This window comes from Pseudomonas sp. HMSC076A11 (assembly GCF_001810205.1).
GTDB lineage: Bacteria > Pseudomonadota > Gammaproteobacteria > Pseudomonadales > Pseudomonadaceae > Pseudomonas > Pseudomonas aeruginosa.
On the sequence record NZ_KV800285.1, the window covers coordinates 1 to 22,092 of the forward strand.

Annotated in this window: 22 protein-coding genes; 8 read left to right on the top strand and 14 right to left on the bottom strand. The window is 68.7% G+C overall.

The genetic code is table 11. The features are described from left to right. Together HMPREF2716_RS29795 and pedF are read right to left on the bottom strand one after the other, a co-directional pair. On the bottom strand, positions 1-85 hold an 85-nt coding region (locus tag HMPREF2716_RS29795; protein WP_239667242.1), incomplete at its 3' end, for a hypothetical protein. An 86-nt stretch (positions 86-171) separates the two neighbouring features. Next, positions 172-609: a cytochrome c-550 PedF gene (pedF, locus tag HMPREF2716_RS07165; RefSeq protein WP_003107652.1), complete on the bottom strand. Its 438-nt coding sequence runs from the start codon at positions 607-609 to the stop codon at positions 172-174. 312 nt (positions 610-921) lie between these two features. On the opposite strand from pedF, the gene exaA reads away from it, so the two are divergent. Beyond that, positions 922-2,793, top strand: a complete 1,872-nt coding sequence (gene exaA, locus HMPREF2716_RS07170; RefSeq protein ID WP_003088524.1) for a quinoprotein ethanol dehydrogenase — start codon at positions 922-924, stop codon at positions 2,791-2,793. Between the two features lie 53 nt (positions 2,794-2,846). Then, positions 2,847-3,494, top strand: a complete 648-nt coding sequence (locus tag HMPREF2716_RS07175) for a pentapeptide repeat-containing protein (RefSeq protein ID WP_003088520.1) — start codon at positions 2,847-2,849, stop codon at positions 3,492-3,494. 26 nt (positions 3,495-3,520) lie between these two features. Here the strand turns inward: HMPREF2716_RS07175 and HMPREF2716_RS07180 are convergent, their stop codons facing one another. From HMPREF2716_RS07180 to HMPREF2716_RS29600, 3 genes are read right to left on the bottom strand one after another with little or no spacing between them, the layout of a single operon-like run. Then, positions 3,521-4,198, bottom strand: a complete 678-nt coding sequence (locus HMPREF2716_RS07180) for a response regulator transcription factor (protein WP_003124732.1) — start codon at positions 4,196-4,198, stop codon at positions 3,521-3,523. A 12-nt stretch (positions 4,199-4,210) separates the two neighbouring features. Beyond that, positions 4,211-4,861, bottom strand: coding sequence for a sensor histidine kinase (locus HMPREF2716_RS07185; protein WP_003107757.1), 651 nt, complete (start codon positions 4,859-4,861; stop codon positions 4,211-4,213). Positions 4,862-4,869: 8 nt separating this feature from the next. Then, positions 4,870-5,010 (bottom strand): hypothetical protein, encoded by a 141-nt coding sequence (locus HMPREF2716_RS29600; protein ID WP_003088510.1) that lies wholly within the window; start codon positions 5,008-5,010, stop codon positions 4,870-4,872. A 515-nt stretch (positions 5,011-5,525) separates the two neighbouring features. Between HMPREF2716_RS29600 and agmR the strand changes: the two genes are divergently transcribed. Both agmR and HMPREF2716_RS07195 read left to right on the top strand, forming a co-directional pair. After that, the gene (gene agmR, locus HMPREF2716_RS07190) at positions 5,526-6,191 is read left to right on the top strand and encodes a response regulator AgmR (RefSeq protein ID WP_003107754.1); all 666 of its coding nucleotides are present in this window, start codon (positions 5,526-5,528) and stop codon (positions 6,189-6,191) included. Positions 6,192-6,200: 9 nt separating this feature from the next. Next, on the top strand, positions 6,201-7,064 hold the full coding sequence (locus HMPREF2716_RS07195; RefSeq protein ID WP_004343294.1) for a DMT family transporter: 864 nt from the start codon (positions 6,201-6,203) through the stop codon (positions 7,062-7,064). Between the two features lies 1 nt (position 7,065). Here HMPREF2716_RS07195 and nahK read toward each other — a convergent pair whose 3' ends face one another. The 5 genes from nahK to HMPREF2716_RS07220 all read right to left on the bottom strand — a co-directional run bounded on the left by nahK (position 7,066) and on the right by HMPREF2716_RS07220 (position 16,480). Beyond that, a complete protein-coding gene (gene nahK, locus HMPREF2716_RS07200) occupies positions 7,066-9,711 on the bottom strand; it encodes a hybrid sensor histidine kinase/response regulator NahK/ErcS' (protein ID WP_073650755.1) in 2,646 nt (881 codons plus the stop codon). Further along, the gene (gene nosP, locus HMPREF2716_RS07205; protein WP_043492978.1) at positions 9,641-10,804 is read right to left on the bottom strand and encodes a nitric oxide-sensing protein NosP; all 1,164 of its coding nucleotides are present in this window, start codon (positions 10,802-10,804) and stop codon (positions 9,641-9,643) included. Before nosP ends, nahK begins: the two co-directional genes overlap by 71 nt. Before the next feature lie 102 nt (positions 10,805-10,906). Further along, the gene (locus HMPREF2716_RS07210) at positions 10,907-12,106 is read right to left on the bottom strand and encodes a porin (RefSeq protein ID WP_070621847.1); all 1,200 of its coding nucleotides are present in this window, start codon (positions 12,104-12,106) and stop codon (positions 10,907-10,909) included. A 266-nt stretch (positions 12,107-12,372) separates the two neighbouring features. Then, positions 12,373-14,700, bottom strand: coding sequence for a pyrroloquinoline quinone biosynthesis protein PqqF (pqqF, locus tag HMPREF2716_RS07215; protein WP_070621848.1), 2,328 nt, complete (start codon positions 14,698-14,700; stop codon positions 12,373-12,375). Positions 14,701-14,776: 76 nt separating this feature from the next. After that, on the bottom strand, positions 14,777-16,480 hold the full coding sequence (locus HMPREF2716_RS07220) for a phosphoethanolamine transferase (RefSeq protein ID WP_003139773.1): 1,704 nt from the start codon (positions 16,478-16,480) through the stop codon (positions 14,777-14,779). A 526-nt stretch (positions 16,481-17,006) separates the two neighbouring features. On the opposite strand from HMPREF2716_RS07220, the gene brnQ reads away from it, so the two are divergent. Together brnQ and HMPREF2716_RS07230 are read left to right on the top strand one after the other, a co-directional pair. Then, positions 17,007-18,320 (top strand): branched-chain amino acid transport system II carrier protein, encoded by a 1,314-nt coding sequence (gene brnQ / locus HMPREF2716_RS07225; protein ID WP_003113469.1) that lies wholly within the window; start codon positions 17,007-17,009, stop codon positions 18,318-18,320. 235 nt (positions 18,321-18,555) lie between these two features. Beyond that, positions 18,556-18,795 carry a hypothetical protein gene (locus HMPREF2716_RS07230; protein ID WP_003088496.1) on the top strand — a complete coding sequence of 80 codons (240 nt, stop codon included), beginning with the start codon at positions 18,556-18,558 and terminating at the stop codon, positions 18,793-18,795. 66 nt (positions 18,796-18,861) lie between these two features. On the opposite strand, the gene HMPREF2716_RS07235 is transcribed toward HMPREF2716_RS07230, so the two are convergent. Both HMPREF2716_RS07235 and HMPREF2716_RS07240 read right to left on the bottom strand, forming a co-directional pair. After that, on the bottom strand, positions 18,862-19,209 hold the full coding sequence (locus HMPREF2716_RS07235) for an I78 family peptidase inhibitor (RefSeq protein WP_003113470.1): 348 nt from the start codon (positions 19,207-19,209) through the stop codon (positions 18,862-18,864). A 91-nt stretch (positions 19,210-19,300) separates the two neighbouring features. Continuing rightward, on the bottom strand, positions 19,301-19,534 hold the full coding sequence (locus HMPREF2716_RS07240; RefSeq protein ID WP_003111311.1) for a hypothetical protein: 234 nt from the start codon (positions 19,532-19,534) through the stop codon (positions 19,301-19,303). Between the two features lie 184 nt (positions 19,535-19,718). Between HMPREF2716_RS07240 and HMPREF2716_RS07245 the strand changes: the two genes are divergently transcribed. Next, the gene (locus HMPREF2716_RS07245) at positions 19,719-20,219 is read left to right on the top strand and encodes a hypothetical protein (RefSeq protein WP_003144417.1); all 501 of its coding nucleotides are present in this window, start codon (positions 19,719-19,721) and stop codon (positions 20,217-20,219) included. 20 nt (positions 20,220-20,239) lie between these two features. Here the strand turns inward: HMPREF2716_RS07245 and HMPREF2716_RS07250 are convergent, their stop codons facing one another. Next, positions 20,240-20,611 carry a 5-carboxymethyl-2-hydroxymuconate Delta-isomerase gene (locus HMPREF2716_RS07250; protein ID WP_023518787.1) on the bottom strand — a complete coding sequence of 124 codons (372 nt, stop codon included), beginning with the start codon at positions 20,609-20,611 and terminating at the stop codon, positions 20,240-20,242. A 282-nt stretch (positions 20,612-20,893) separates the two neighbouring features. Beyond that, positions 20,894-21,229: a hypothetical protein gene (locus HMPREF2716_RS07255; protein WP_003119150.1), complete on the bottom strand. Its 336-nt coding sequence runs from the start codon at positions 21,227-21,229 to the stop codon at positions 20,894-20,896. A 303-nt stretch (positions 21,230-21,532) separates the two neighbouring features. On the opposite strand from HMPREF2716_RS07255, the gene HMPREF2716_RS07265 reads away from it, so the two are divergent. Then, positions 21,533-22,092: ATP-binding cassette domain-containing protein (locus HMPREF2716_RS07265; protein ID WP_049263191.1), on the top strand; the 560-nt coding region annotated here is incomplete at its 3' end.

A 22,092-nucleotide genomic window follows, 5' to 3' on the forward strand; every position in this document is an offset into this window, starting at 1 on the left:
GCACGAACTCGCCGCCGATGTAGTTGCCGTAGCGAGGCTTGAAGGTGACGACGGCACCGGGGGTTCCGGGCGCTGCGTAGATCATGGCGAAGCTCTCCTGTGTGGTCGTTCCGCCGTGGCGCGGCGGACTCGTGCAAGGGCGCCGCGGTCGGCGGCGAAGGGTCGGGCGCGTCACTCGTCGACGTGCACGCTTTCCAGATAGCTGCGGATCGCCCAGAGGCCTTCCTGGCTGATGAAGTCGGCCATCTTCGGCATGTACACCGCGCCATCGCGCACCGCGCCGTTGATGACCCGCTCCTTGAACCATTCGTCGCCCTCGGCGCCGGTCTCCAGCAGGCGCAGGTCCGGGGCGATGCCGCCGGACTTGGCTTCCAGGCCGTGGCAGCGCGCGCAGTTCTGGTTGTAGGCGGAGGCGCCGATCTCGACGGCGAGGTCGTGCTTGGCGTAGGGCTTGCGGTAGGGGTTGGTGTCGCGCCATTCCTTGCCCAGCGGCTCGAGTCCCTTGGTGTCCACTGCCTGGGGGGTCACATCGCCGTGGGCCAGCGCCAGGCTCGAGAGGCTGAGACCGGCCAGCACCAGCAGGCCGCGCAAGGCGTTGTTCTTGTTCATCACTTCATTCCTCCGGGGAGACAGGACAAGGCACGGGCGCCAAACGGCGCTCATCGCCATCCTAGGAAGCTCCGCCGCGCGCCCGAATCCTGCTTTGGGCGTCCTTGCCTACTCCCTTCGGAGTAGAGCCTCGGAAGGCCTTACGCGGGGCTTTGGCAGCAAGTCCAAGTCATGCCCCGTCCGGGAAGTCTTCCCGGACGAATCGGGCGATCTTCCGTTCCCGTCGGCGCGCCCCGCTTCCACCATGAAGCCGCCGCGGCCCGAGCAGCGGCCTGCCGTTTCTCGACCCTCACTCCAAACGGGAACCCGATCATGACAACAAGAACCTCACCCGCCCCTGCCGGCCTCCTGCGTCCGAGCCTGCACTGCCTCGCCTTCGCCGTCGCCCTGGGCAGCGCTGGCGCCGCGCTGGCCAAGGATGTGACCTGGGAGGACATCGCCAACGACGACAAGACCACCGGCGACGTGCTGCAGTACGGCATGGGCACCCACGCCCAGCGCTGGAGCCCGCTCAAGCAGGTCAACGCCGACAACGTGTTCAAGCTGACCCCGGCCTGGTCGTACTCCTTCGGCGACGAGAAACAGCGCGGCCAGGAGTCCCAGGCCATCGTCAGCGACGGCGTGATCTACGTGACCGCCTCCTACTCGCGGCTGTTCGCCCTCGACGCGAAGACCGGCAAGCGCCTGTGGACCTACAACCACCGCCTGCCCGACGACATCCGCCCGTGCTGCGACGTGGTCAACCGCGGCGCCGCGATCTATGGCGACAAGGTGTTCTTCGGCACCCTCGACGCCTCGGTGGTGGCGCTGAACAAGAACACCGGCAAGGTGGTGTGGAAGAAGAAGTTCGCCGATCACGGCGCCGGCTACACCATGACTGGCGCGCCGACCATCGTGAAGGACGGCAAGACCGGCAAGGTCCTGCTGATCCACGGCAGTTCGGGCGACGAGTTCGGCGTGGTCGGCCGCCTGTTCGCCCGCGATCCGGATACCGGCGAGGAAATCTGGATGCGTCCCTTCGTCGAAGGCCACATGGGCCGCCTGAACGGCAAGGACAGCACGGTGACCGGCGACGTCAAGGCGCCCTCCTGGCCGGACGATCGCAACTCGCCGACCGGCAAGGTCGAGTCGTGGAGCCACGGCGGCGGCGCTCCCTGGCAGAGCGCCAGCTTCGACGCCGAGACCAACACCATCATCGTCGGCGCCGGCAACCCCGGCCCGTGGAACACCTGGGCGCGCACCGCCAAGGGCGGCAACCCGCACGACTACGACAGCCTCTACACCTCCGGCCAGGTCGGGGTGGACCCGAGCAGCGGCGAGGTGAAGTGGTTCTACCAGCACACCCCCAACGACGCCTGGGACTTCTCCGGCAACAACGAACTGGTGCTGTTCGACTACAAGGCCAAGGACGGCAAGATCGTCAAGGCCACCGCCCACGCCGACCGCAACGGCTTCTTCTATGTGGTCGACCGCAGCAACGGCAAGTTGCAGAACGCCTTCCCCTTCGTCGACAACATCACCTGGGCCAGCCACATCGACCTGAAGACCGGCCGCCCGGTGGAGCGCGAGGGCCAGCGCCCGCCGCTGCCGGAACCGGGGCAGAAGCATGGCAAGGCGGTGGAAGTATCGCCGCCGTTCCTCGGCGGCAAGAACTGGAACCCGATGGCCTACAGCCAGGACACCGGCCTGTTCTACGTGCCGGCCAACCACTGGAAGGAAGACTACTGGACCGAGGAGGTCAGCTATACGAAGGGCAGCGCCTACCTTGGCATGGGCTTCCGGATCAAGCGCATGTACGACGACCACGTCGGCAGCCTGCGCGCCATGGACCCGGTCAGCGGCAAGGTGGTCTGGGAACACAAGGAACACCTGCCGCTCTGGGCCGGGGTGCTGGCCACCGCCGGCAACCTGGTGTTCACCGGCACCGGCGACGGCTACTTCAAGGCCTTCGACGCGAAGAGCGGCAAGGAGCTGTGGAAATTCCAGACCGGCAGCGGCATCGTCTCGCCACCGATCACCTGGGAACAGGACGGCGAGCAGTACCTCGGCGTGACCGTCGGCTACGGCGGCGCCGTGCCGCTGTGGGGCGGCGACATGGCCGACCTGACCCGGCCGGTGGCCCAGGGCGGTTCCTTCTGGGTATTCAAGCTGCCCAGCTGGGACAACCGCACCGCCAGCCGCTGATCCCCGCGCCGCGCCCTGCGAGGCGCGGCTTTCCCCGCCTGCGGAGTATCCCGATGAAGACCTTCCTCCTCTGCGCCGCCTTGCTCGGCGCCGGCCTGGCCCAGGCCGCCGACGACATCGACGACGTCCGCGTCATCGCCGGCTGCCGCCTGGAGCCCGGCGCGCGCTGCGCCAAGGCCGACCTGCGCGGCGCCGACCTGCGCAACCTCGACCTCGGCCGCATCGACCTGGCCGGCGCCGATCTCTCCGGCGCCGACCTGCGTCACGCCAGGCTCGACCTGGCCAACCTGGAAAAAGCCAACCTGCGTGGTGCCGACCTCACCCGCGCCAGCCTGCAGCAAGCCAACCTGCGCGGCGCCGACCTCTCCGGCGCCAGGGCGGTGGCGATCCAGGCCTGGGGCCTGTTCGCCCAGGGCGCCCAGTGGCAAGGCGCCGACCTCACCGCCGCCTACCTGGAGTTCGCCCGTCTCAGCGGCGGCCGCCTGCACCAGGCCACGCTGCGCGCCGCCGACCTGGAGATGACCTGGCTGTCCCGCGCCGATCTCAAGGGCGCCGACCTGCGCGACGCCAACCTGCAGGAAGTCAAGCTGGCCGAGGCCAACCTGGAAGATGCCGACCTGCGCGGCAGCAAGGTGCGCTTCGGCAACTTCCAGGGCAGCAACATGCAGGGTTGCAAGGATTGCCCCGCGGGCTGGCAGTGAAGCGCCGGACAGCAGCGACGGCCCCCCTAGCCGAGGCTGCCGCGAGCCTCCTCGGCGAGCGGCAGCGGCAGGCCCAGCCGCAGCACGCCGCTGTCGATGGCCCGGTGCACCAGTTCCGCCTGGGTACTCACCTGCAACTTCTGCTTGAGCAGGCTGACATGGTTGGACACGGTCTTGGCGCTTACCCCCAGGTGCTCGGCCACCTCGCGCAGGGCCAGGCCACGCGCGAGCAGGCGGAAGATCTCGAACTCGCGACGGGTCAGCCCGCGCAACGCTGCCCCGCCCTGCTCTTCCCACGACTGGCAGGCCAGGCGCGTGGCCAGGGGCTGCTCCAGATAGAGCTGGCCGGCGAGCACTCGCCGTATCGCCTCCAGCAGCACCGTCGGCGCCGCTCGCTTGGTCACGTAGCCGCGGGCACCGGCATCCAGCGCCTGGCGCACCAGGGCCAGTTCGTCGTGGAGGCTGAAGAACAGCACACGCAACTGCGGCAGGCGCTGGCGCAGCCGGCGAGTCAGTTCCAGGCCGCTGATGCCCGGCAGGCCGAGATCGACGATGACCAGCGAAGGAATTTCCCGCTGCACCGCCTGCAAGGCTTCTTCGCCGTCGCCGGCCTCGTTCACCTCCACGTCGGGGAGCAGCCCGCGCAACAGCGCGGCCAGCCCTTCGCGGACCACGAAATGATCGTCCACCAGCAGGATCTTCATCGTCCTCTCCTCTCAGTCGTCGCGTTCCAGCGGCATCCGCAGGCGCAACGCCAGGCCCTGTCCGGGACGGCTGCGCAGGCTCAGTTCAGCGCCCAGGCAGCGCGCGCGCTGGCGCATCGAGTCCAGGCCGAAGCCGGGTGCCGGGTCCGCCGCGCAGCCGCGACCGTCGTCGCGTACGCTCAGGTAGAGAAAGCCGCCACGGCATTGCAGGCGGATCCGCACGCGGCTGGCGCCGGCATGCCGGGCGACGTTGTTCAGCGCCTCCTGCAACAGGCGGTAGAGATGGGTCCCGGCCGCCGCATCCAGGGGCGGCAGCGGACCGCCCAGGCGCAGCTCGCAGGCGATGCCCTGGCCTTCCTGCCAGTCCGCCACGCAGGCGCGCAGCGCCTCGTCCAGCGACTGGCGTTGCAGGGCCGGCGGCGGTAGACCGCGCAGCAGCGCGCGGAAGCTGTCGTCCAGCCCCTGGCAGTAGCGCTCCAGGCGTGCCAGCGCCGGCTGCCCGTCGCCTGCCGTGCAGCGCAGCAACAACAGTTGGGTGCGGATGCCCGTCAGGTACTGGCCGATATCGTCATGCACCGCCTGGGCCAGCAAGCGCCGCTCGCGCTCCTGCACGGCGAGCAGCCAGCGGTACTCCGCCGGGCCGGCGGGTCGCAGGTCATCCATGGCGTGGCTCAGGGGGCGATCCGACAGGCCTGTCCGACGGCGCAGGCGGCAGGTCTTTCCTGGCCGAGGTGGCGGGAATAGAGGAAATCGAACCCGAGCAGGCTGAGGATCAGCAGGATGGGCAACACCAGGGTGACGGCGATGCGCATGGCGGCGACTCCTGTCCATTGTCGTTGTCGAGACATGCTAGGACGCGCGGAGCCACGGCGTGCTACTACCTTGGTACTGCCGGGCCGCTACTTTTGCGCGGCCACCCGCCTCCAGCCGCCCTTGCGGGCGCCGCCGATGCAGCAGGAGCGCTGCGCAAGCGCCTGGTCCTGCTACTTTGGTACTGGTTCACCCCTCCGGACGTCGAATTTCCAAAGCAGCGCGCCTGCCCTGTAATGACGCATACAAGAAGAAACGACGAGAAGCCGCCATGCCCCGCCTTGCCTTGCCCCGCGTAGCGCCCGACTACCCTGCGGCGGTCCCGCCGCAGTACCGAGTTCGCCTTCTCCGCCTACCCGGCTGCCGACCGTCCGCGACGCGTCCCCGGCAGCGCGCGGCGGAACGCCCACCCGCTGGGCTATCGCGCCCACGACTGCTACCGTGAGCGCATTCGCATCCGCCCGCGTGCCCCGAGCCGCCACCAGCCGCCCATAACGACAATAACGAGGTGCAGGCCATGTACAAGATCCTGATCGCCGACGACCACCCGCTGTTCCGCGAGGCCATCCACAATGTCATCGCCGACGGATTCCCCGGCAGCGAAGTGATGGAAACCGCCGACCTCGACAGCGCCCTGGGCCTGACCCAGGAACACGACGACCTCGACCTGATCCTGCTCGACCTGAACATGCCCGGCATGCACGGCCTCAACGGCCTGATGAACCTGCGCAACGAGGCCCCGACCATTCCCGTGGTTATCGTCTCCGCCGAGCAGGACAAGCAGGTGGTGCTACAGGCCATCACCTACGGCGCGGTGGGCTTCATCACCAAGTCCTCGCCACGCGCGCAGATGACCGAAGCCATCGAGCAGATCCTCAACGGCAACGTCTACCTGCCCTCGGACGTGATCCGCACCCAGAAGAGTTCGCCGCGACGCAGCGGCCACGAAGAACACGGCATCTCCCCGGAACTGCTCCAGGCCCTGACCCGCAAGCAGCTGCTGGTGCTGGAGCGGATGACCAAGGGCGAGTCGAACAAGCAGATCGCCTACAACCTGGACATCGCCGAGACCACGGTGAAGGCGCACGTCTCGGCGATCCTGCGCAAGCTCAAGGTACACAACCGGGTCCAGGCGATCCTCAGCGCCGGCGACATCGACTTCGCCGCCTACCTGCGCCGCTGAGACCCGCCGATGCCCGACCGCCGTACCCTGCTGCTCACTGTCCTGGCGATGCTGGCCTTCGCCGGCAATTCGCTGCTCTGCCGCGCGGCGCTGAAGGACACCGCCATCGACGCGGTCAGTTTCACCGCCCTGCGTCTCTTCTCCGGCGCCCTCATGCTCGCCGTCCTGCTGCATCTGCGCCGGCGCCCGGCCACGCCCGCGCGCGGCGGCTGGCGCGGGGCGGCGGCGCTGTTCGTCTACGCGGCCGCGTTCTCCTACGCCTACGTGCAGCTGGACGCCGGCACCGGCGCGCTGCTGCTATTCGGCGCGGTACAGGTCACCCTGCTGCTGGCCGGCCTGCTGCGCGGCGAACGGCTGGGCGGACAGGCGCTGCTCGGTTTCCTGCTGGCCCTGGGCGGCCTGCTGTTCCTGTTGCTCCCCGGAGCCAGCGCGCCGCCGCTGGGCGGTGCCCTGCTGATGCTCCTGTCCGGCCTCGCCTGGGGCCTCTATACCCTGCTCGGCCGCGGCGGCGGCGAGCCGCTGGCGGTCAGCGCGGGCAACTTCCTGCGTGCCCTTGCCTTCGCCGCCCTGCTGCTCCTGGCATTCCACGGGCAGTTGCGGCTGGACGGCGCCGGGCTGGCCTATGCCCTGCTTTCCGGCGCCCTCGCCTCCGGCCTCGGCTACGCCGTCTGGTACAGCGCACTGCCGGGGCTGACGGCGATCCAGGGCGCCTCGGTGCAGCTCAGCGTGCCGGTGCTCGCCGCCCTCTGCGGCGCCCTGCTGCTCGGCGAGCCGCTCGCCCCGCGATTGCCGCCGGCGACCCTGGCGGTGCTCGGCGGGATCGCCCTGATCCTCGCCCCGCGCCTGGGCCGCGCGGCGCGCGAAGGCGCCTGAATCAGACCGAGGCTTCGCGCTCCAGCAAGTGGCAGAGCGCGGTCTTCAGCTTCATCGGCCGCACCGGCTTGTGCATCAGGGTATGGCCAAGCTCGCGGACCTGCTGCTTGAGCTCGTTGCTGTAGTTGGCGGTGATCATCAGCGCCGGCAGCGGCGAGCCGCGCCGGGCGTTGATCGCGGCGACCGCGTCGACGCCGTTGCGCTGGTCGTCGAGGTGATAGTCGACGATCAGCAGGTCGGCCTCGGCATGGTAGTTGTCGACCTGTCGCGCCAGGTCTTCCTCCGACAGCGCCGTCACTACCCGGCAGCCCCAGGCTTCGAGCAACGTGCGCATGCCTGCGCAGATCGCCGCATCGTTGTCCAGCACCCACACCCGCGAACCACGCAGGCGCTCGCGCAGGTCGTCCGCGCTGGCCAGCGGCTCGGCGCGACTGCGCGGGGCATGGCGGGCCAGCGGTACCTCGATGGCGAAGCATGAGCCCTTGCCCGGCAGCGAGCCGACCCGGACCCGGTGGCCGAGCATGCGGGCGATCTTGTCGACGATCGCCAATCCCAGGCCGAGCCCGCGGTCCTGGTGACAACGCTGTGACTCGCCGCGCTTGAATTCCTGGAAAATCTCGCCGAGCTTGTCGGCGGCGATGCCCACCCCGGTGTCCCAGACCTCGATCGACAGGCGCTGCCGATGCCGGCGGCAACCCAGCAGCACGCGCCCTCGCGGGGTATAGCGGATGGCGTTGGAAAGCAGGTTGCGGAGGATTCGCGCGAGCAGTTGCTGGTCGCTGCGGACCAGCGCCCCGCAGGCCACGAAGTCCAGGCGTAGCCCTTCGCTGGCGGCTACCTGGCGGTACTCCGCGGCCAGGTTGCCGAGCAGTTCGCCAAGCTCGAACGGGGCGATGTCCGGGGTGATCACGCCGGCGTCCAGCTTGGAAATGTCCACCAGGGTGCCGAGCAGGTTCTCCACGTCCTCCAGCGAATGGCTGATGTTGTTCACCAGCGCCTCGTTGTCCCGCGTCGCGCTGCCGCGCTCCTGCAAGGCGCTGGTGAACAGCCGCGCGGCGTTCAGCGGTTGCAGCAGGTCGTGGCTGACCGCCGCGAGGAACTTGGTCTTCGACAGGTTGGCCTGTTCCGCCTCGCGCTTGGCCTCGCGCAGGCGCGCCTCGACCTGGCTGCGCTCGTGGATCTCGCGCTTGAACTGGTCGTTGAGGGTGGTCAGCTCGGCGGTCCGCTCGCGCACCCGCTGTTCGAGGTTCTGGTAGGCCTGGTGCAGCGCCTCGGCGGTCCGCCGGCGCTCGGTGATATCCCGAATCAGCACGAACAGCCCGGCGACCCGGCCGTCGGCCTGGCGGTTCGGCACGTAGGAGCGCTGCATGTAGCGCTCCTCGCCGGACAACGCGGTCTCGGCGATCTCGAAGGTCACGCTTTCGCCGGCCAGGGCCCGCTCGAAGTACGGCTCCAGGCGCCGGCAGTGCTCGGCGCCATGCACGTCGCGCAGGCAGCGGCCGAGCATCGAGCCGCTGGGCCAGCGGTACCACTCCTCGTAGACCTTGTTGGTGAATTCGTAGACCAGTTCGTCGCTGAGATAGGCGATCAGCGCCGGCACCTGGTCGGTGATCAGGCGGATCCAGCGCTCGCTGGCACGCAACGCCTCGGCGTGGCGATAGCGTTCGGTGATGTCGGTGAAGGTGTTGACGAAGCCGCCGGTGGGCAGCGCATGGGTACGGATCTCCAGCACCCGGCCATCGAACAGGCGCTGCTCGCGGGCGCTCAGCGGACTCCCCTGGGAGTCCTGGCTGCGCGGCGTGAGCAACGGCAATTCGCTCTCCGCCATGACTTCGGCGAAGGCCCGGTGCCCGGCGATCGGGGCCAGCCCGCAGAGCTCCAGGAAGCGCCGGTTCCACAACTCCAGCACGCCGTCGGCACCGACCATCGCCACGCCCTGGGAGAGGTTGTCCACCGCCCGCTGCAACAGGTGCGACTTCTGCGCCAGCGCCTGCTCGCGGCGCGCGGTCTCGCTGAGCTTGATCTCGGTGACGTCGCTGTAGAGCACCGCCAGCCCGCCGTCGCGGGTCGGTCGCTCGCTCATCCGCAGCCAGCGCTCGTCGCGTAGGCGATACAGGGTCTGCTGGTCGCCGCCGCGCTGTTCCTCGACGATCAGCCCACCGCTACGCGCCAGCCGGTGCAGTTCGGCGCGGCGCATGCCAGGACCGATCCGCGCCCGGCTGTCGACCCACAGCGCGCGGAAGCGCTCGTTGAACAGCACGATGCGCTGCTGCGGATCGAACAGGACGAAGGCGTCGGAGATGCTTTCGATGGCGTCGAGCAGATGCTGGTGGGCGGTCTCGGCACGCAGGCGAGCGTCGCTGAGCAACTGGTTGCTGGCCTTCAGTTCGAGCATCGTCTGGCTCAGCGCGTCGGTGCGCTCGCGGACCTGCTCGGCCAGCACCACGGAATACTGGAAGGCGCCGTAGGCCTCGTCGCTCTGCGCGGCGCTCGACTCAATGCGTCCGATCAGCGCCTGGTTGATCCGCTGCAACTTGTGCCGCTCTTCTTCGAGGGCGACGACCCGCGCCTGCAGCTCAGCGACGGACACCTCCGCGGGGTCGGCCAATGGCGACCCCGGTGAAGGTCTGGTTGATATGCATGCCATTGAATTGCTCTCCGTAGGTGTTGAAGCCGATCACCTGCTGGCTGCGGAGAAACGCGGCGGTCGCTTGCGTGTCACCGCCGACCTCCAGCTCCAGGCGCCGCAGGAAGCAGTCGCAACCGATGGTCAGCAACGGCGGTCCGAGGCGCTCGTGGAGGCGGCGGAACTGCGCCTCCAGGTTGGGCAACAGCGGGCCGGTGCTCATCGCGGTGAGAACGATGCCGTTCTCCACCGCACAGTAGAACGTCAGGCTCAGGTCCTCGTTGGCCTGCTGGATCGAGCGCACGTAATAGCGTTCGTCGACCCGCACCGCCAGCGGATGCGCGGAGAACAGGGCGAAATCCAGCGCCTGCGGCGCCACCCCGATCAGCCGGGCGTATTCCAGCGCCGCCGGCTCGGCGTTGAGTTCGTGGACCCGCCGGCTGCCGCTGTCGGCGCGGGTCACCACCAGCTTCTCGGCGCGCGGCACCACGTGATGGGTGGTGAAGACCTCGAAGTCCAGCCAGGTGTTGACCAGCACCACCACTGCCGCCCCGGTATGGAACTGGCCCTGGTGGTAGACATGGGTGTGGGTCAGGTGCCGGTCGTCGCCGGCCGAGCCGCCGAAATGCGGGATCGCACCGAGCGCCGCGCCAAGCGCGGCGAGCACCACCTCTTCGCGGCTGGACAGGCCGTCGAGCAGGGTCAGGGCGAAGCTGTGGTCCTTGATCGGCGCCAGGCCGCCGCGGCGACAGCCGGCCACCAGGGTCTCGACCATCTGCTGCGCGTCCAGCAGGCTGAAGCGCTCCATTTCGTCGATCAGCGCGCTGCTGATGGCGAAGCTGCGTACGTCGAAGCCCACCGCGCTGACGCAGCCGCGCCCGTAGCCCGCCGGAGTGATCTCGCCGGCTGTGGTGCAGCCGACCAGGTCGATGCCGCCGAAGTAGCGTTCGAGCATCTCGGCAAGGGCCGGCAGGTCGTATTCCGCGGAACAGAAGAACAGCACGAAGCCCAGGTGCGGATGGATAAGCTGGCGCGCCAGGTCCTGGGCCACCACTTCGACGTCGCGCGCGCTGGACATGCCCCTGCAGACCCCTTCCCCCTGCCCTTCGTACATGCCCGCTCCCCCGTCGTTCCGCCTCGCCAGCATTCTACGAAGGGCGCCGCCGCGGCCCCTATCCTACTTGGGTCGCGGCGGGGTCCTTCGAAAGTAGCGGTATCACCAGTTCAGTACGGCGCCGAGGGCCACGGTGTCGGTGTCCTCGTCGAGCGCGGCACCGTCGCGCCCGTCGATCCGGTAGCGGTTCAGCTCGGCGACCAGCTTGAGGTTGTCGTTGATCGTGCGGAAATAGGCGATGCCGCGACTCTCGTAGTCGGCCGCGGAACCCAGGCCGTTGCCGTCGTCGACGGTCTTGCCGTAGGACAGCGCCAGGCGGTTCTTGCCCCATGAATACGAGCCCTGCAGCAATGCGCCGCGGCTGTCCACCTCGCGCAGCGCGGCTTCGCCGGCATTGTTGGTGAAGAAGGGATTGATGCCCTTGGCGGTGAACCCCGAACCGGTCACGGAGAAACCGCCCATCTTCACCTGCAAGCCATAGCCGACCCCCTTGGAAGTCACGCTGTCGACGCTGTCGCTGGTGTTCTTCGAAGTCTGGTAGCCGCCGTTGATCCAGCTGTAGACCTGCGCCCCGGCCAGGTCGAACTGGTAGCTGACCTCGCTCTCGTAGCGCGGGTTGTCCTGGTAGGCCTTGTCGTCGAGGCCGTCGCTGGCATCTTTGTCGATCTGGTTGGAGTCGATCGGGTCGAGGATGTCCACGGCGATGCGCAGGCCGGGCAGCAGGTCGTTGTTGCGGTAGGTGATCTGCGAGGTGGGGAACGGATACGGATAGCCGGTGCCGATGTTGCCGAAGGAGACGCCCTTGCCGTCCACCAGGCCGAGGGTGTCGCTGGGGTTGCCGAAACCGGCCAGCAGTTCGTCGAGGAAGATGTTCGAGCGCGAGAACAGGCCGAAGTCCTTGCCGATCAGCACCTCGCCCCAGTCGCCGGCGACCGTGCCGTAGAACTGACGGACGTCGATGGCGGTATCGGTGCCGTCGGTCTCGCTGTCGTTGATGGTCACCCAGAAGGAGGCGCGACCGCCGAGGCTCAGCTCGTCGATCTTCCTGCCGAAGTTGAAGCCGATGTAGTTCGGCAGGAATCCCATCTTCACCCGCGACTGGCGGCGATCGTAGGTCTCGCCCTGGCGGTCGACGTCGCTGTTGACGTAGAAGGCATTGAAGTAGCCGTCGGTGGAAAAGGTGGTCTCGTCCTTGTCGTACAGCAGGATATCGGCGGCGGCCGGTTGCAGGCCGCCCAGGGCACCCAGCGAGGCCAGGGTCAGCGGCAGGATTCGGCGAACGGCGGTGTTGTTCTTGTTCATGGCGCACTCCGCGAGGTGAAACGACCGGGCCGGTCGTGGCGGAGCCGATTATCGAAACCGGGAAAGCCCGGCCATACGCTTCCTTGGGCCTGCTTCGACGCTTCTTCATGGTGGGCGTGGGTGCCGCTGCGCAAGGCGCGGGCAGCGCTCCTCCGGCGGTAGCGCAACCTTGGTCGCGGCGGGAGCGCCACCGAAGCAGCGCGGCTTTCGACCTAACGCCGCAGTGACGCCGGCAAGGCTGTCGTCGAGTTACCGCGTGGCTCGCTTCAGCGCCGGCTGGAAAGCACCCACCAGCCGCCGCGCGCCTCCAGCAACCGGGCCTGGGCCGCGAGCAGGTCGTCGCCGCTCAGGCCGAGGGCGGCCTCGGCGAGCAGCCGGGAGCGACCGGCGCCACCGCCAAGGTGCTCCGCCCAGGCGCGCCGGGCTCGCTCGGCGAAGCTACCCGGCGCTCGGCGCAGGTCGTCGGCGAGGGCTTCGCGCAGGCCGGCCAGGCGTTGCGCCGGCAGTTGCGCGAGCGCCTCGACGGAGCGCTGGAGGAAGGTCTCCATATGCTCCAACAGGCGTTCCGGGGAGGCACGCGGGGATTGCGCGGCGAACAGCAGGCCGCGCCGGGCGCCGACCTCGCGGAAGCCGCAGAACAACGCGTAGCCCAGTTGCAGCTCGTCGCGCAGGCGCCGCTGGAAGGCCGGTTCGTGCAGGCGCGCCAGCAAGCGCCAGGCCGCCTCCATCGGCACCTCCGGCGAGGGCAGCGGGCAGAACAGCAGCAACGCCGACTCGCCGTCCACGGCCAGTTCGCGGCGATGCCGTCCGGGCCTCGGCGGCATAGGCTCCAGGCGCTCGCCGGCAGCCTGGCCGGGCATCCATCGGGGATCTGGCATCGCGGCCTGCATGACCAAGGCGTCCCAGCGCGTCCGCCGCCAGTCGTCGACCTCCGCCAGCGGCTCGCCGAGTAGGCCGGGCAAGGCGTCCAGCAACTGCCGGATCGGCAGGCCAGTGGCGCTGCGGCGCCGCTCGGCAGAGGACAGACGCTCGCCGTTTGCGCGCCAGTCGGGCGGCGCCGCGAGGAGCCGGGCCAGGGCCGGGCGCACGGCGGCCTCGAGGCGATCGCGCGGACCGAGCAGGCTCAGCGACCAGTCTTCGCCGAGCGCCTCCAGGCCCATCTCCACTCCCCCCAGGCGCGCCTGGCCGCACAGCGGACGCAACGCCTGGCGCAGCGCCAGGAAGCGTGACCGTGCGGGCACACCGGGAAAGCGCCAGCGCAGGAACAGCGCGCCCTCGGCGGCGGCACTGGGCGGCAACGGCAGTTCGAAGCGCCAGGCATGCCGCTGCGCGGTCAGCGGCGGCGCTGCGGCAACCGGCGCCACGCTCAGGCGGAAGCCCGCCGACCAGCGCGCTTCGGCGCCGTCGAGTTCGCCGTCCAGGTGCAGCCGCAGGCAGCGGTCGGCGCGCAGCGCGTCCAGGCAGGCCGGGCGAATCTCCGCCGGCAGGCCGAGAACGCGCTGGCGTAGTCGCTCCAGCGGCGCAGTGGGCTCCGCCAGCAACGGCCGGCGCGCCGCCAGCAAGCTGGCGGCATCGTCGCGCAGGGCGCCCAGCCAGTCGAAAAAGGCCGCCTCCAGCGCCGCCGCCGCGCTGCCGTCGAACAGTTCGAAGGTCAACGCCAGGAGCGCCTGCCGCGCGTCCCGATGAACCACCCGCAGCGCCGCCGATTCGCCCAGGCCCTGTTCGCCGAGTGCCGCCAGCAACCCACCCGGCGAGCGATCGCCGAGCAATTCGGCGAACGCCAGCAGGGTCTGTTCGTCGGTCCCCCGCAAAGCGTCGAGGGCAAAGCCCAGCACCAGCCGCGGAGGTCCCGGCAGGCGCAGCGCCAGCGCTTCGCCGGCGAAGGGCAGCAACGGCGGCGGCGGCGGACTCGCGCCTGGCGCGCGCCCCGGCAGGTCGGCGCAGGCACGCTGCGCCAGCCTCTCCAGCTCGTCCAGTGCCTGCGGCCCTTGCAGCCATAGCTGGCAATTGCCGGCGTGATAGTGGGCGGCATGGAATTCGCGCAGGGCCCGCTGGAACGCATCGCTCTCCAGGGCCAGGCTGTCGCGGCGCCCGGCAGCGAAACGCCGCAGGGGGTGTCCGGCGGGCAGGCCGAGGGCCAGCGCCGCGTCGATCAGGGTCTGCTCGTCGGCCGAGCGCGCCAGGTATTCGGCCTCGAGTACTTCGCGCTCGCGCCGTTGCGCATCGATGTCCAGCAAGGGGCGGGCGAGCATGTCGATCAGCCGTGCCAGACCGGCGCCAAGGTGCTCCGCCGTTACCTCGAAGAAATAGTCGGTGGTCCTGCCCCGGGTGCTGGCGTTGACCTGGCCGCCGCGCACCTGCAACCACGGCATCAGGCGCTCGTCGCCGGGAAACGCCGCGCCACCGAGAAACGACAGGTGCTCGAGGAAGTGGGCCAGGCCGGGATGCGCGCTCGGCTCGTCGTGGCTGCCCGCCGCCACCCGCAGCCAGGCAGCGGCGCGCGATGCCGCCGGATCATGCGCCAGGTGCAGGCGCAGGCCGTTGGGCAGCACGCAGGCGCGGCTCCTGGGGTGGTGTTGGGCGTGGCGATCCATGGGCGTCCTCGCGGGTTCCGAGGCTGAACCTTACCCTTCCGCGAGGCGAAGGAAATAGTCCTTTCGCCGGGTCGTATCAGGAAGCCGGCGGCTCCTGGCCAGACGCTTCCTCGGAGTACAGCGCCCGTCCGCCGTCGGCCTTGAGCGCCTGCAGGACCTCGGGCGCACGGCACGGGGCGAACAGGTCGAGGCCGGGATCGTAGGCGCCGGTGCGCACTTCCAGCAGGCCGAGCATCGAGTGGAACAGGTTGTCCTGGGACAGCTCCTCGTTGCTGCGCTGGCGCAGGCAGCCACTGTCGAGGCCGAAGGCGCTCTGGTAGCCGGGCGAGAACCAGGCCAGCATGCCGACGTGCTTCTGCTGGTCCGGCGCCAGCAGGTAAGGCGTGCCATGCAGGTAGAGGTTGTACTCGCCGAGCGACTCGCCATGGTCGGAGAGGTAGAGCATGCCGGTATCGATGCGCTCTTCGTTTTTGCGCAGCAGGTCGATCAGGCTGGCCAGCACGTGGTCGGTGTACAGCAGGGTGTTGTCGTAGCCGTTGATGATGCTGTCCCGCGAGCAGGCGCTGAAGTCGTTGCTGGCGCAGACCGGGGTGAACTTCTCGTACTCCCTGGGATAGCGCTTGAAGTAGGCCGGGCCGTGGCTGCCCATCTGGTGCAGGACCAGCACGGTGTCCTGTTGCAGCCCGTCGATGAAGGCCTGCAAGTCGCGCAGGAGGATCTCGTCATGGCACTCGCCGCCGGCGCACAGGGCCGGATCCTTGCTCTCGCTCAGGTCCTGGAAGGCGACGCGGTCGCAGGTGCCCTTGCAGCCGGACTGGTTGTCCCGCCACAGGACCCGCAGGCCTGCGCGCTGCAACACATCGAGAAGGCCTTCCTGGGTGCGCGCGCGAGCGTCGCTGTAGTCCGCGCGGCCCAGGTTGGAGAACATGCAGGGCACCGACACCGCGGTCTCGGTACCGCAGGAGTGCACGTTGGAGAAGTTGATCAGGCCCTCCTCGGCCTTCAGCCGCGGGTTGGTCTCGCGAGCGTAGCCGTTGAGGCCGAAGTTCTGCGCCCGCGCGCTCTCACCCACCACCAGCACGGTCAGCGACTTGCGCGCATGGCCCTGCCACAGGTCGGCGCGCCGGGCATCGACGGCGATCGGCCGCAGCGGCTGGCTGGCGGCCTGGGCCTGGCCCTTGGCGTAGCCGATGGCGGCGCCGACCAGGTTGCTCGGGGTGACCTGCAGGCGCAGTTCCTTGTTGTTGCGGAACAGCGAGGACAGCCCCTGGTAATTGGCCAGCGCCACCCCGGCGAGCAGGGCCAGGCAGGCGAGCGCCACCAGCAGCTTGCTCAGCAGCTCGCGTGGCCACGGCCGGTAGCGCACCGGCGTGCGCCACAGCAGCCAGACCGGCAGCGCGCCAAGCAACGCCAGGTAGACGGCGAGCTTCGGCGAAAGCAGGTCGGCGACCTCGGCCGGGTTGGTCTGCATGACGTTGCGCAGCATGCCGACGTCCATCAGCACGCCGTACTGGGTCATGAAGTAGGTGGTACCGGCGGCCGCCAGGATCAGCAGGGTCAGCGCCGGCTTGAGCAGCCAGCGGAACGCCAGCAGGGTCAGCGCCAGGTTGAAGATCGCGGCGATCATCAGGCCGACCGCCAGCATCATGCCGAGGCCCTGCCAGCCCGCCGGGGTGATCGCCAGCAGGCGCTGCCACAGCGGCAGGTTGTAGAACAGCAGGAAGGCGAGGCTGACCAGCAGGGTCAGCAGTTCGGGACGGACGGCGCGGGCTTTCGACATGGGCACGGATCTTCACTGACTTCCGGGTTGCCGTGCGCAGCGTTGCCCCTGGCAGCACTCGACGACGGCGGCAGTCTGCTCGGCGATCCGTCAATCTTTCGTGAAGAATACCTACAGAAAACGTAACCCTTCAGAAGCGCCGCAGCCCTTGTGTTCCGGGGCTTTCAGCCGGATTGCAAAAAGTTCGCGGGAAGCTTTCCGGGCGTTTTCCGGGTTCGCCGGCATACCCCCCGCATGGCGCCGCCGATGCGGGCGGAAGACAACAAGCGGCAAGGAGCGCGGAGCGCTCCGGCGCTGGCGCCTACGGACTGTTCTGATTGCGACGTCGTTTTTCAACAAAAGGACAGCCAGACCAATGTCTATCCCGCGACCCCGGCATTTTCGTTAGCATGCCAAGTTTCCGGCCCGGCTCCCACAAGGACAGCGGCCGCCTCCCCTGCTCGTCCCATCCAGATGAGTGCCGTTTCCCCTACCCTCCGGGAAACCCTTCTGTGAATTTCCTCGAGCAGCGCGGTACCTCTCCAGCATGAACGCTTTGAAAGGCCGGGACATCCTGGCGCTTGGTTTTATGACCTTTGCCCTGTTCGTCGGGGCCGGCAACATCATCTTCCCGCCCATCGTCGGCTTGCAGTCCGGCCCCCATGTGTGGCTGGCGGCGCTGGGCTTCCTGATCACCGCGGTGGGGCTGCCGGTGATCACCGTGATCGCCCTGGCCAAGGTCGGCGGTTCGGTCGACGCCCTCAGCCATCCGATCGGCAGGTATGCCGGCGGCCTGCTGGCGGCGGTCTGCTACCTGGCGGTCGGCCCGCTGTTCGCCATTCCGCGCACCGCCACGGTGTCCTTCGAGGTCGGCGTGGTGCCGCTGCTCGGCGAGAGCGGCACGGCGCTGTTCGTCTACAGCCTGGCGTACTTCCTCCTCGCCCTGGCCATCTCCCTCTACCCCGGTCGCCTGCTGGACACCGTCGGACGCTTCCTCGCCCCGCTGAAGATCCTTGCCCTGGCGATTCTCGGCGTCGCCGCCTTCCTCTGGCCCGCCGGCCCGATCGGCACGGCCCAGCCGGAGTACACCCAGGCCGCGTTCTCCCAGGGTTTCGTCAACGGCTACCTGACCATGGACACCCTCGCCGCGCTGGTCTTCGGCATCGTCATCGTCAACGCCATCCGTTCCCGCGGCGTGCAGTCGCCGCGGCTGATCACCCGCTACGCCATCGTCGCCGGGCTGATCGCCGGCGTCGGCCTGGTGCTGGTCTACGTCAGCCTGTTCCGGCTCGGCGCCGGCAGCCATGCCATCGCCGCCGACGCCAGCAACGGCGCGGCGGTCCTGCACGCCTACGTGCAACATACCTTCGGCAGCCTCGGCAGCTCGTTCCTGGCGGGACTTATCGCGCTGGCCTGCCTGGTCACCGCGGTCGGCCTGACCTGCGCCTGCGCCGAGTACTTCTGCCAGCGCCTGCCGCTGTCCTACCGCAGCCTGGTGATCATCCTGGCAGGGTTCTCCTTCATCGTTTCCAACCTCGGCCTGACCAAGCTGATCCAGGTCTCGATCCCGGTGCTCACCGCGATCTATCCGCCGTGCATCGTGCTGGTGGCGCTGAGCTTCTGCATCGGCCTCTGGCATTCGGCGACGCGCATCCTCGCCCCGGTGATGCTGGTTTCCCTGGCGTTCGGCGTGCTCGATGCCCTGAAGGCGGCGGGCCTGGGCCAGGACTTCCCGCAATGGCTGCTGCACCTGCCGCTGGCCGAACAGGGCCTGGCCTGGCTGATCCCCTCGGTCGCCACTCTCGCCGCCTGCAGCCTGGTCGACCGCCTGCTGGGCAAGCCTGCGCAAGTCGCCGCCTGAGCAGGCCCCAGCGGCCTGCCGCCTGTTCTCCCGGCCGAGCGCGGGACATGCCGGCGGGCGGCGCCAATCGCGGCGTCCGCCCCACGGCCCGGCTGGCGCCTGCCGCCGCCGGCAGCGCTTCTTCCCGCGTTCAGCCGAACGAATAAGCACTATCGAGCGGGATGATTTCTAGCGCAGCGGCGCGGTTGTTAGCCTTTCGACCATTCCCCCAGGAAAGCGAATCCAGGAGCCGGTCATGGCCAAGGCACTCATCAGCGTACTGTTGTTCTCCCTCGCCCTCGCCGGCTGCGCCAGCGACTACAACCCCTCTCGCCCGTACAGCAGCGACGAGGTCAGGCAACTGGCGCTGGAAGACCTGGCCCGGCGCAGCCTGTCGTTCGAGGAATACCAGGCCAAGCGTCAGGCGATTCTCGAGGAAAAACCGCAAACCGCCGTCAGCCAGTCCAACGCCGCCCTACGCAGTACCGCCATCTGAGGCCTTTTCGAACGGCCAAGAGAAAGCCCCGCGATGCGGGGCTTCTTCGTATTCGGGGCTGGGCGGTCAGCCGCAGGACAGTCGCTTGATCACCAGCGTGTCGTCGACATCGATGTTCAGCCGGCGCGGGTTGTAGTCCATGGTCACGGCATCGTGCGGGCGCAGCGCCCGGGCGACTTCCGCTCCGGCGGCGCGGCGGGCCTCTTCGACGATGGCCGCGGAAGCCTGCTTGCCGACATAGGCCTGCACCGCGTTGGCATCGCAACGGCCGTCCGCTGCCGGGGTGGCCGCGGGCGCGCTGGCGCTGCCGGTGGCTACGCTGGCGCCTTCGGTGGACGGGCCGTCGCCGTTGCTGCTGCAACCGGCGAGCAGGGCCGCGAGAACGAGTGCACTGGAAAACTGCTTCAAAGGCATACCGCCTCCTCTGATCTTCTGGGATCGCCACCTTACCAGTGGCATGGGTTTCCTGGCGAAACTGCAATCCGCGCTGACAAATTCGCCAGCTTCAGTCGCCGCTCAGGCGCTGCAGTTCGCGACGCACCATGGCCGCGTATTCCGGCGGACGCAGGAGGTAGAGCTGGCCCGCGACCCAGTCCAGCCAGCGGCCACCCTGTTCGGCGCGGGCGTCGAGCAGGCGCCGCGCCTCTTCCTCCGCCCGTTGCCGGTGCTGCCGATGGAATGCCTGGCGCTTCGACAGGCCGGAGGCATCTCCGGTTCGATCGTCGGGAGTGTCGGTCATGGCTCTCTTCGCAACCTGCTGCACAAGTCGGACATTCTAACCGCGGAACGCCGTTGCCGTTCGCGGCAAGCGCTTGCCTCCGCCCCGCCCTGCGCCATGCGCCGAGCCCTCTGGCGCGGGGTTCGGCGACCTGGCACGGCCCTTGCGACGGAGCGGCGGTCATTCATTTCCATGGAAGCAGGTCATGAACAGCATAGGTCCCGCCAGCCTTTCCGGCTGGTCTGCGCGTTACCTGAACAACCAGCGGCAAGCCAACACCGAGATCGGCAACGGCGATCTGCTGAAACCGCGCCCCGCCCTTGGCACGCCATTGCGCAACGAGGCCGTCGATCCCGCCGCGGAGTCCGCCCGCCAGGCCATGGACGAGGGTTTTGCGAAGCTGAACCTGACGCTGAAGCAGAACCAGGCGAATGCCCCTGCCGGCGCCAGCGAAGGCAAGTCGGCCTATGAAGAGTTCAAGGAGTACATGCAGAAATCGCCTGCCGAGCGGATGCGCGAGCAGGTCCTGAAGAGCCTCGGCCTGACCGAGGAGGAACTGGACGCGATGCCGCCGGAGAAACGCGAACAGGTGGAGAAAGGCATCGGCGAACGCATGCGCGAGATGATCGCCATGCAGAACGGCCAGGCGCCGGGACGGCAAGAGGACCCGACGCAGGCCCGCGCGACGCTGAACGCCTGGATCTGAGCCAGGCGCGCGCCAGTCTCTCAGCGCTGCCGGGCGACGACGCGCTTGGCGTAGCTGGCGCGCTCCATCTCGCGCACTTCGACGCTGACCTGCACGCCCTCCTCGCCGCCGCCCGCCACCGCTCCGGCGAGCACCTCGCAGAGCGACTCGCCCAGCGCCTGGCGGGTCGCCGCGTCGCGCCCGTCGAGGATCGACAGGCAGGCATGCAGGTAGGCGCGCTCGACCGCCGCGGTTCCCTGCCGGTAGGCCTCCAGGGTGACGAAGCGCGACTTGATGTCCGCCTCGCCGAATTGCCCGGAAGCGAACAGCGCGGCATTGGCCTGCTCCAGCAGTTCGCCGTGGGACGTTTCGAGGCGGAGGTTGGCAGTGGCTTCGATGACGAGATGCGGCATGCTGGCGGGCCTTGCGGGGAATGGGGAGCGGGATTCTAGCGGCTCGACGAGCGATGCGACAGCCGGCCTGCGCCTGCGTGGCTCAGATCAACCCGGCGGCCGCGAAAACCCGCGCGTAGATGGCGCGGATCAGCGGCTCCTTGCGCCGGTTGTAGTCCGCCACCCGTTGCTCGCCGCGCTTGGCGGCTGGCCGTCGACCCAGGGATTTTCCAGCGGGTCGCTGTCGTGATGACGGACAATATCGGCGGCACCGGGCATGGGCATTCCCTCCGGCGGGATCGTTCAGCGCGTCTCGCAGGCCTGCCGCTGGCCTTTGGCCGGCGTGTACAGGTAGCCGGGCGTGTCGCCCGCCTGGCGGTACAGGACCGAACCGTCGCTATAGGAAATCGCGCTCAGCGCCTGCCCATCGGCGAGGCTGCGGACATCGCCGCCCAGCGACTGGACGCTGCTGCCGTCGGGCAGCTTTAGACTGGCGAAACCGTCGATCACCTCGAGTTTGCCGAAGTCTCCGCAGTGCAACGCCAGCGGCCCGGAAGCGGCCTTTCCGTCCGACGATGAATCCCCGCAACCGCCCAGCAGCGACAGAACCAACAACGCGGGGAGAACAGCGGGCTTCATCGGGGAGTCCTTTGCGGATGAGCGGAAGACGGGACTCTACCACCTGCCGGGCAGCGGGAAAAACCGCTTCGGCGTACGCTGTCATGCAACGGCAGGCGCACCTGTGAGACAATTCGCCGAATGCCAGGCATCACACCCCGCCTTCATCGCGCTACAGCCACGTCATGACGCTGGCTGCGGCACTCCACGAATGCCCGCAGGATCGCCCCATGCTCCAGATGGAGCGCAGCGGAAAGCCGAGACCGGTAGCAGACCGGTATCGCCATGGTCCAGGCGTGCGTAAGTCCTCTATAGGTAAAGAAGTTGATCTCCACCGCGAATATCACCATGCAGTTCGGCGCCAAGCCGCTGTTCGAGAACGTTTCCGTCAAGTTCGGCAACGGCAACCGCTACGGCCTGATCGGCGCCAACGGTTGCGGCAAGTCGACCTTCATGAAGATCCTCGGCAACGACCTGGAGCCGAGCGCCGGCCAGGTCATGCTGGAACCCAACGTGCGCCTGGGCAAGCTGCGCCAGGACCAGTTCGCCTACGAGGACTTCAGCGTCATCGATACGGTGATCATGGGCCACGAGGAACTCTGGGCGGTGAAGGCCGAACGCGACCGCATCTACTCCCTGCCGGAAATGAGCGAGGCAGATGGCATGGCGGTGGCCGAGCTGGAAGTCCAGTTCGCCGAGTTCGACGGCTACACCGCCGAGTCCCGCGCCGGCGAGCTGCTGCTCGGCCTGGGCATCCCGCTGGAGCAGCACTTCGGCCCGATGAGCGCCGTCGCTCCCGGCTGGAAGCTGCGCGTACTGCTGGCCCAGGCGCTGTTCTCGGACCCGGACGTGCTGCTGCTCGACGAACCGACCAACCACCTGGA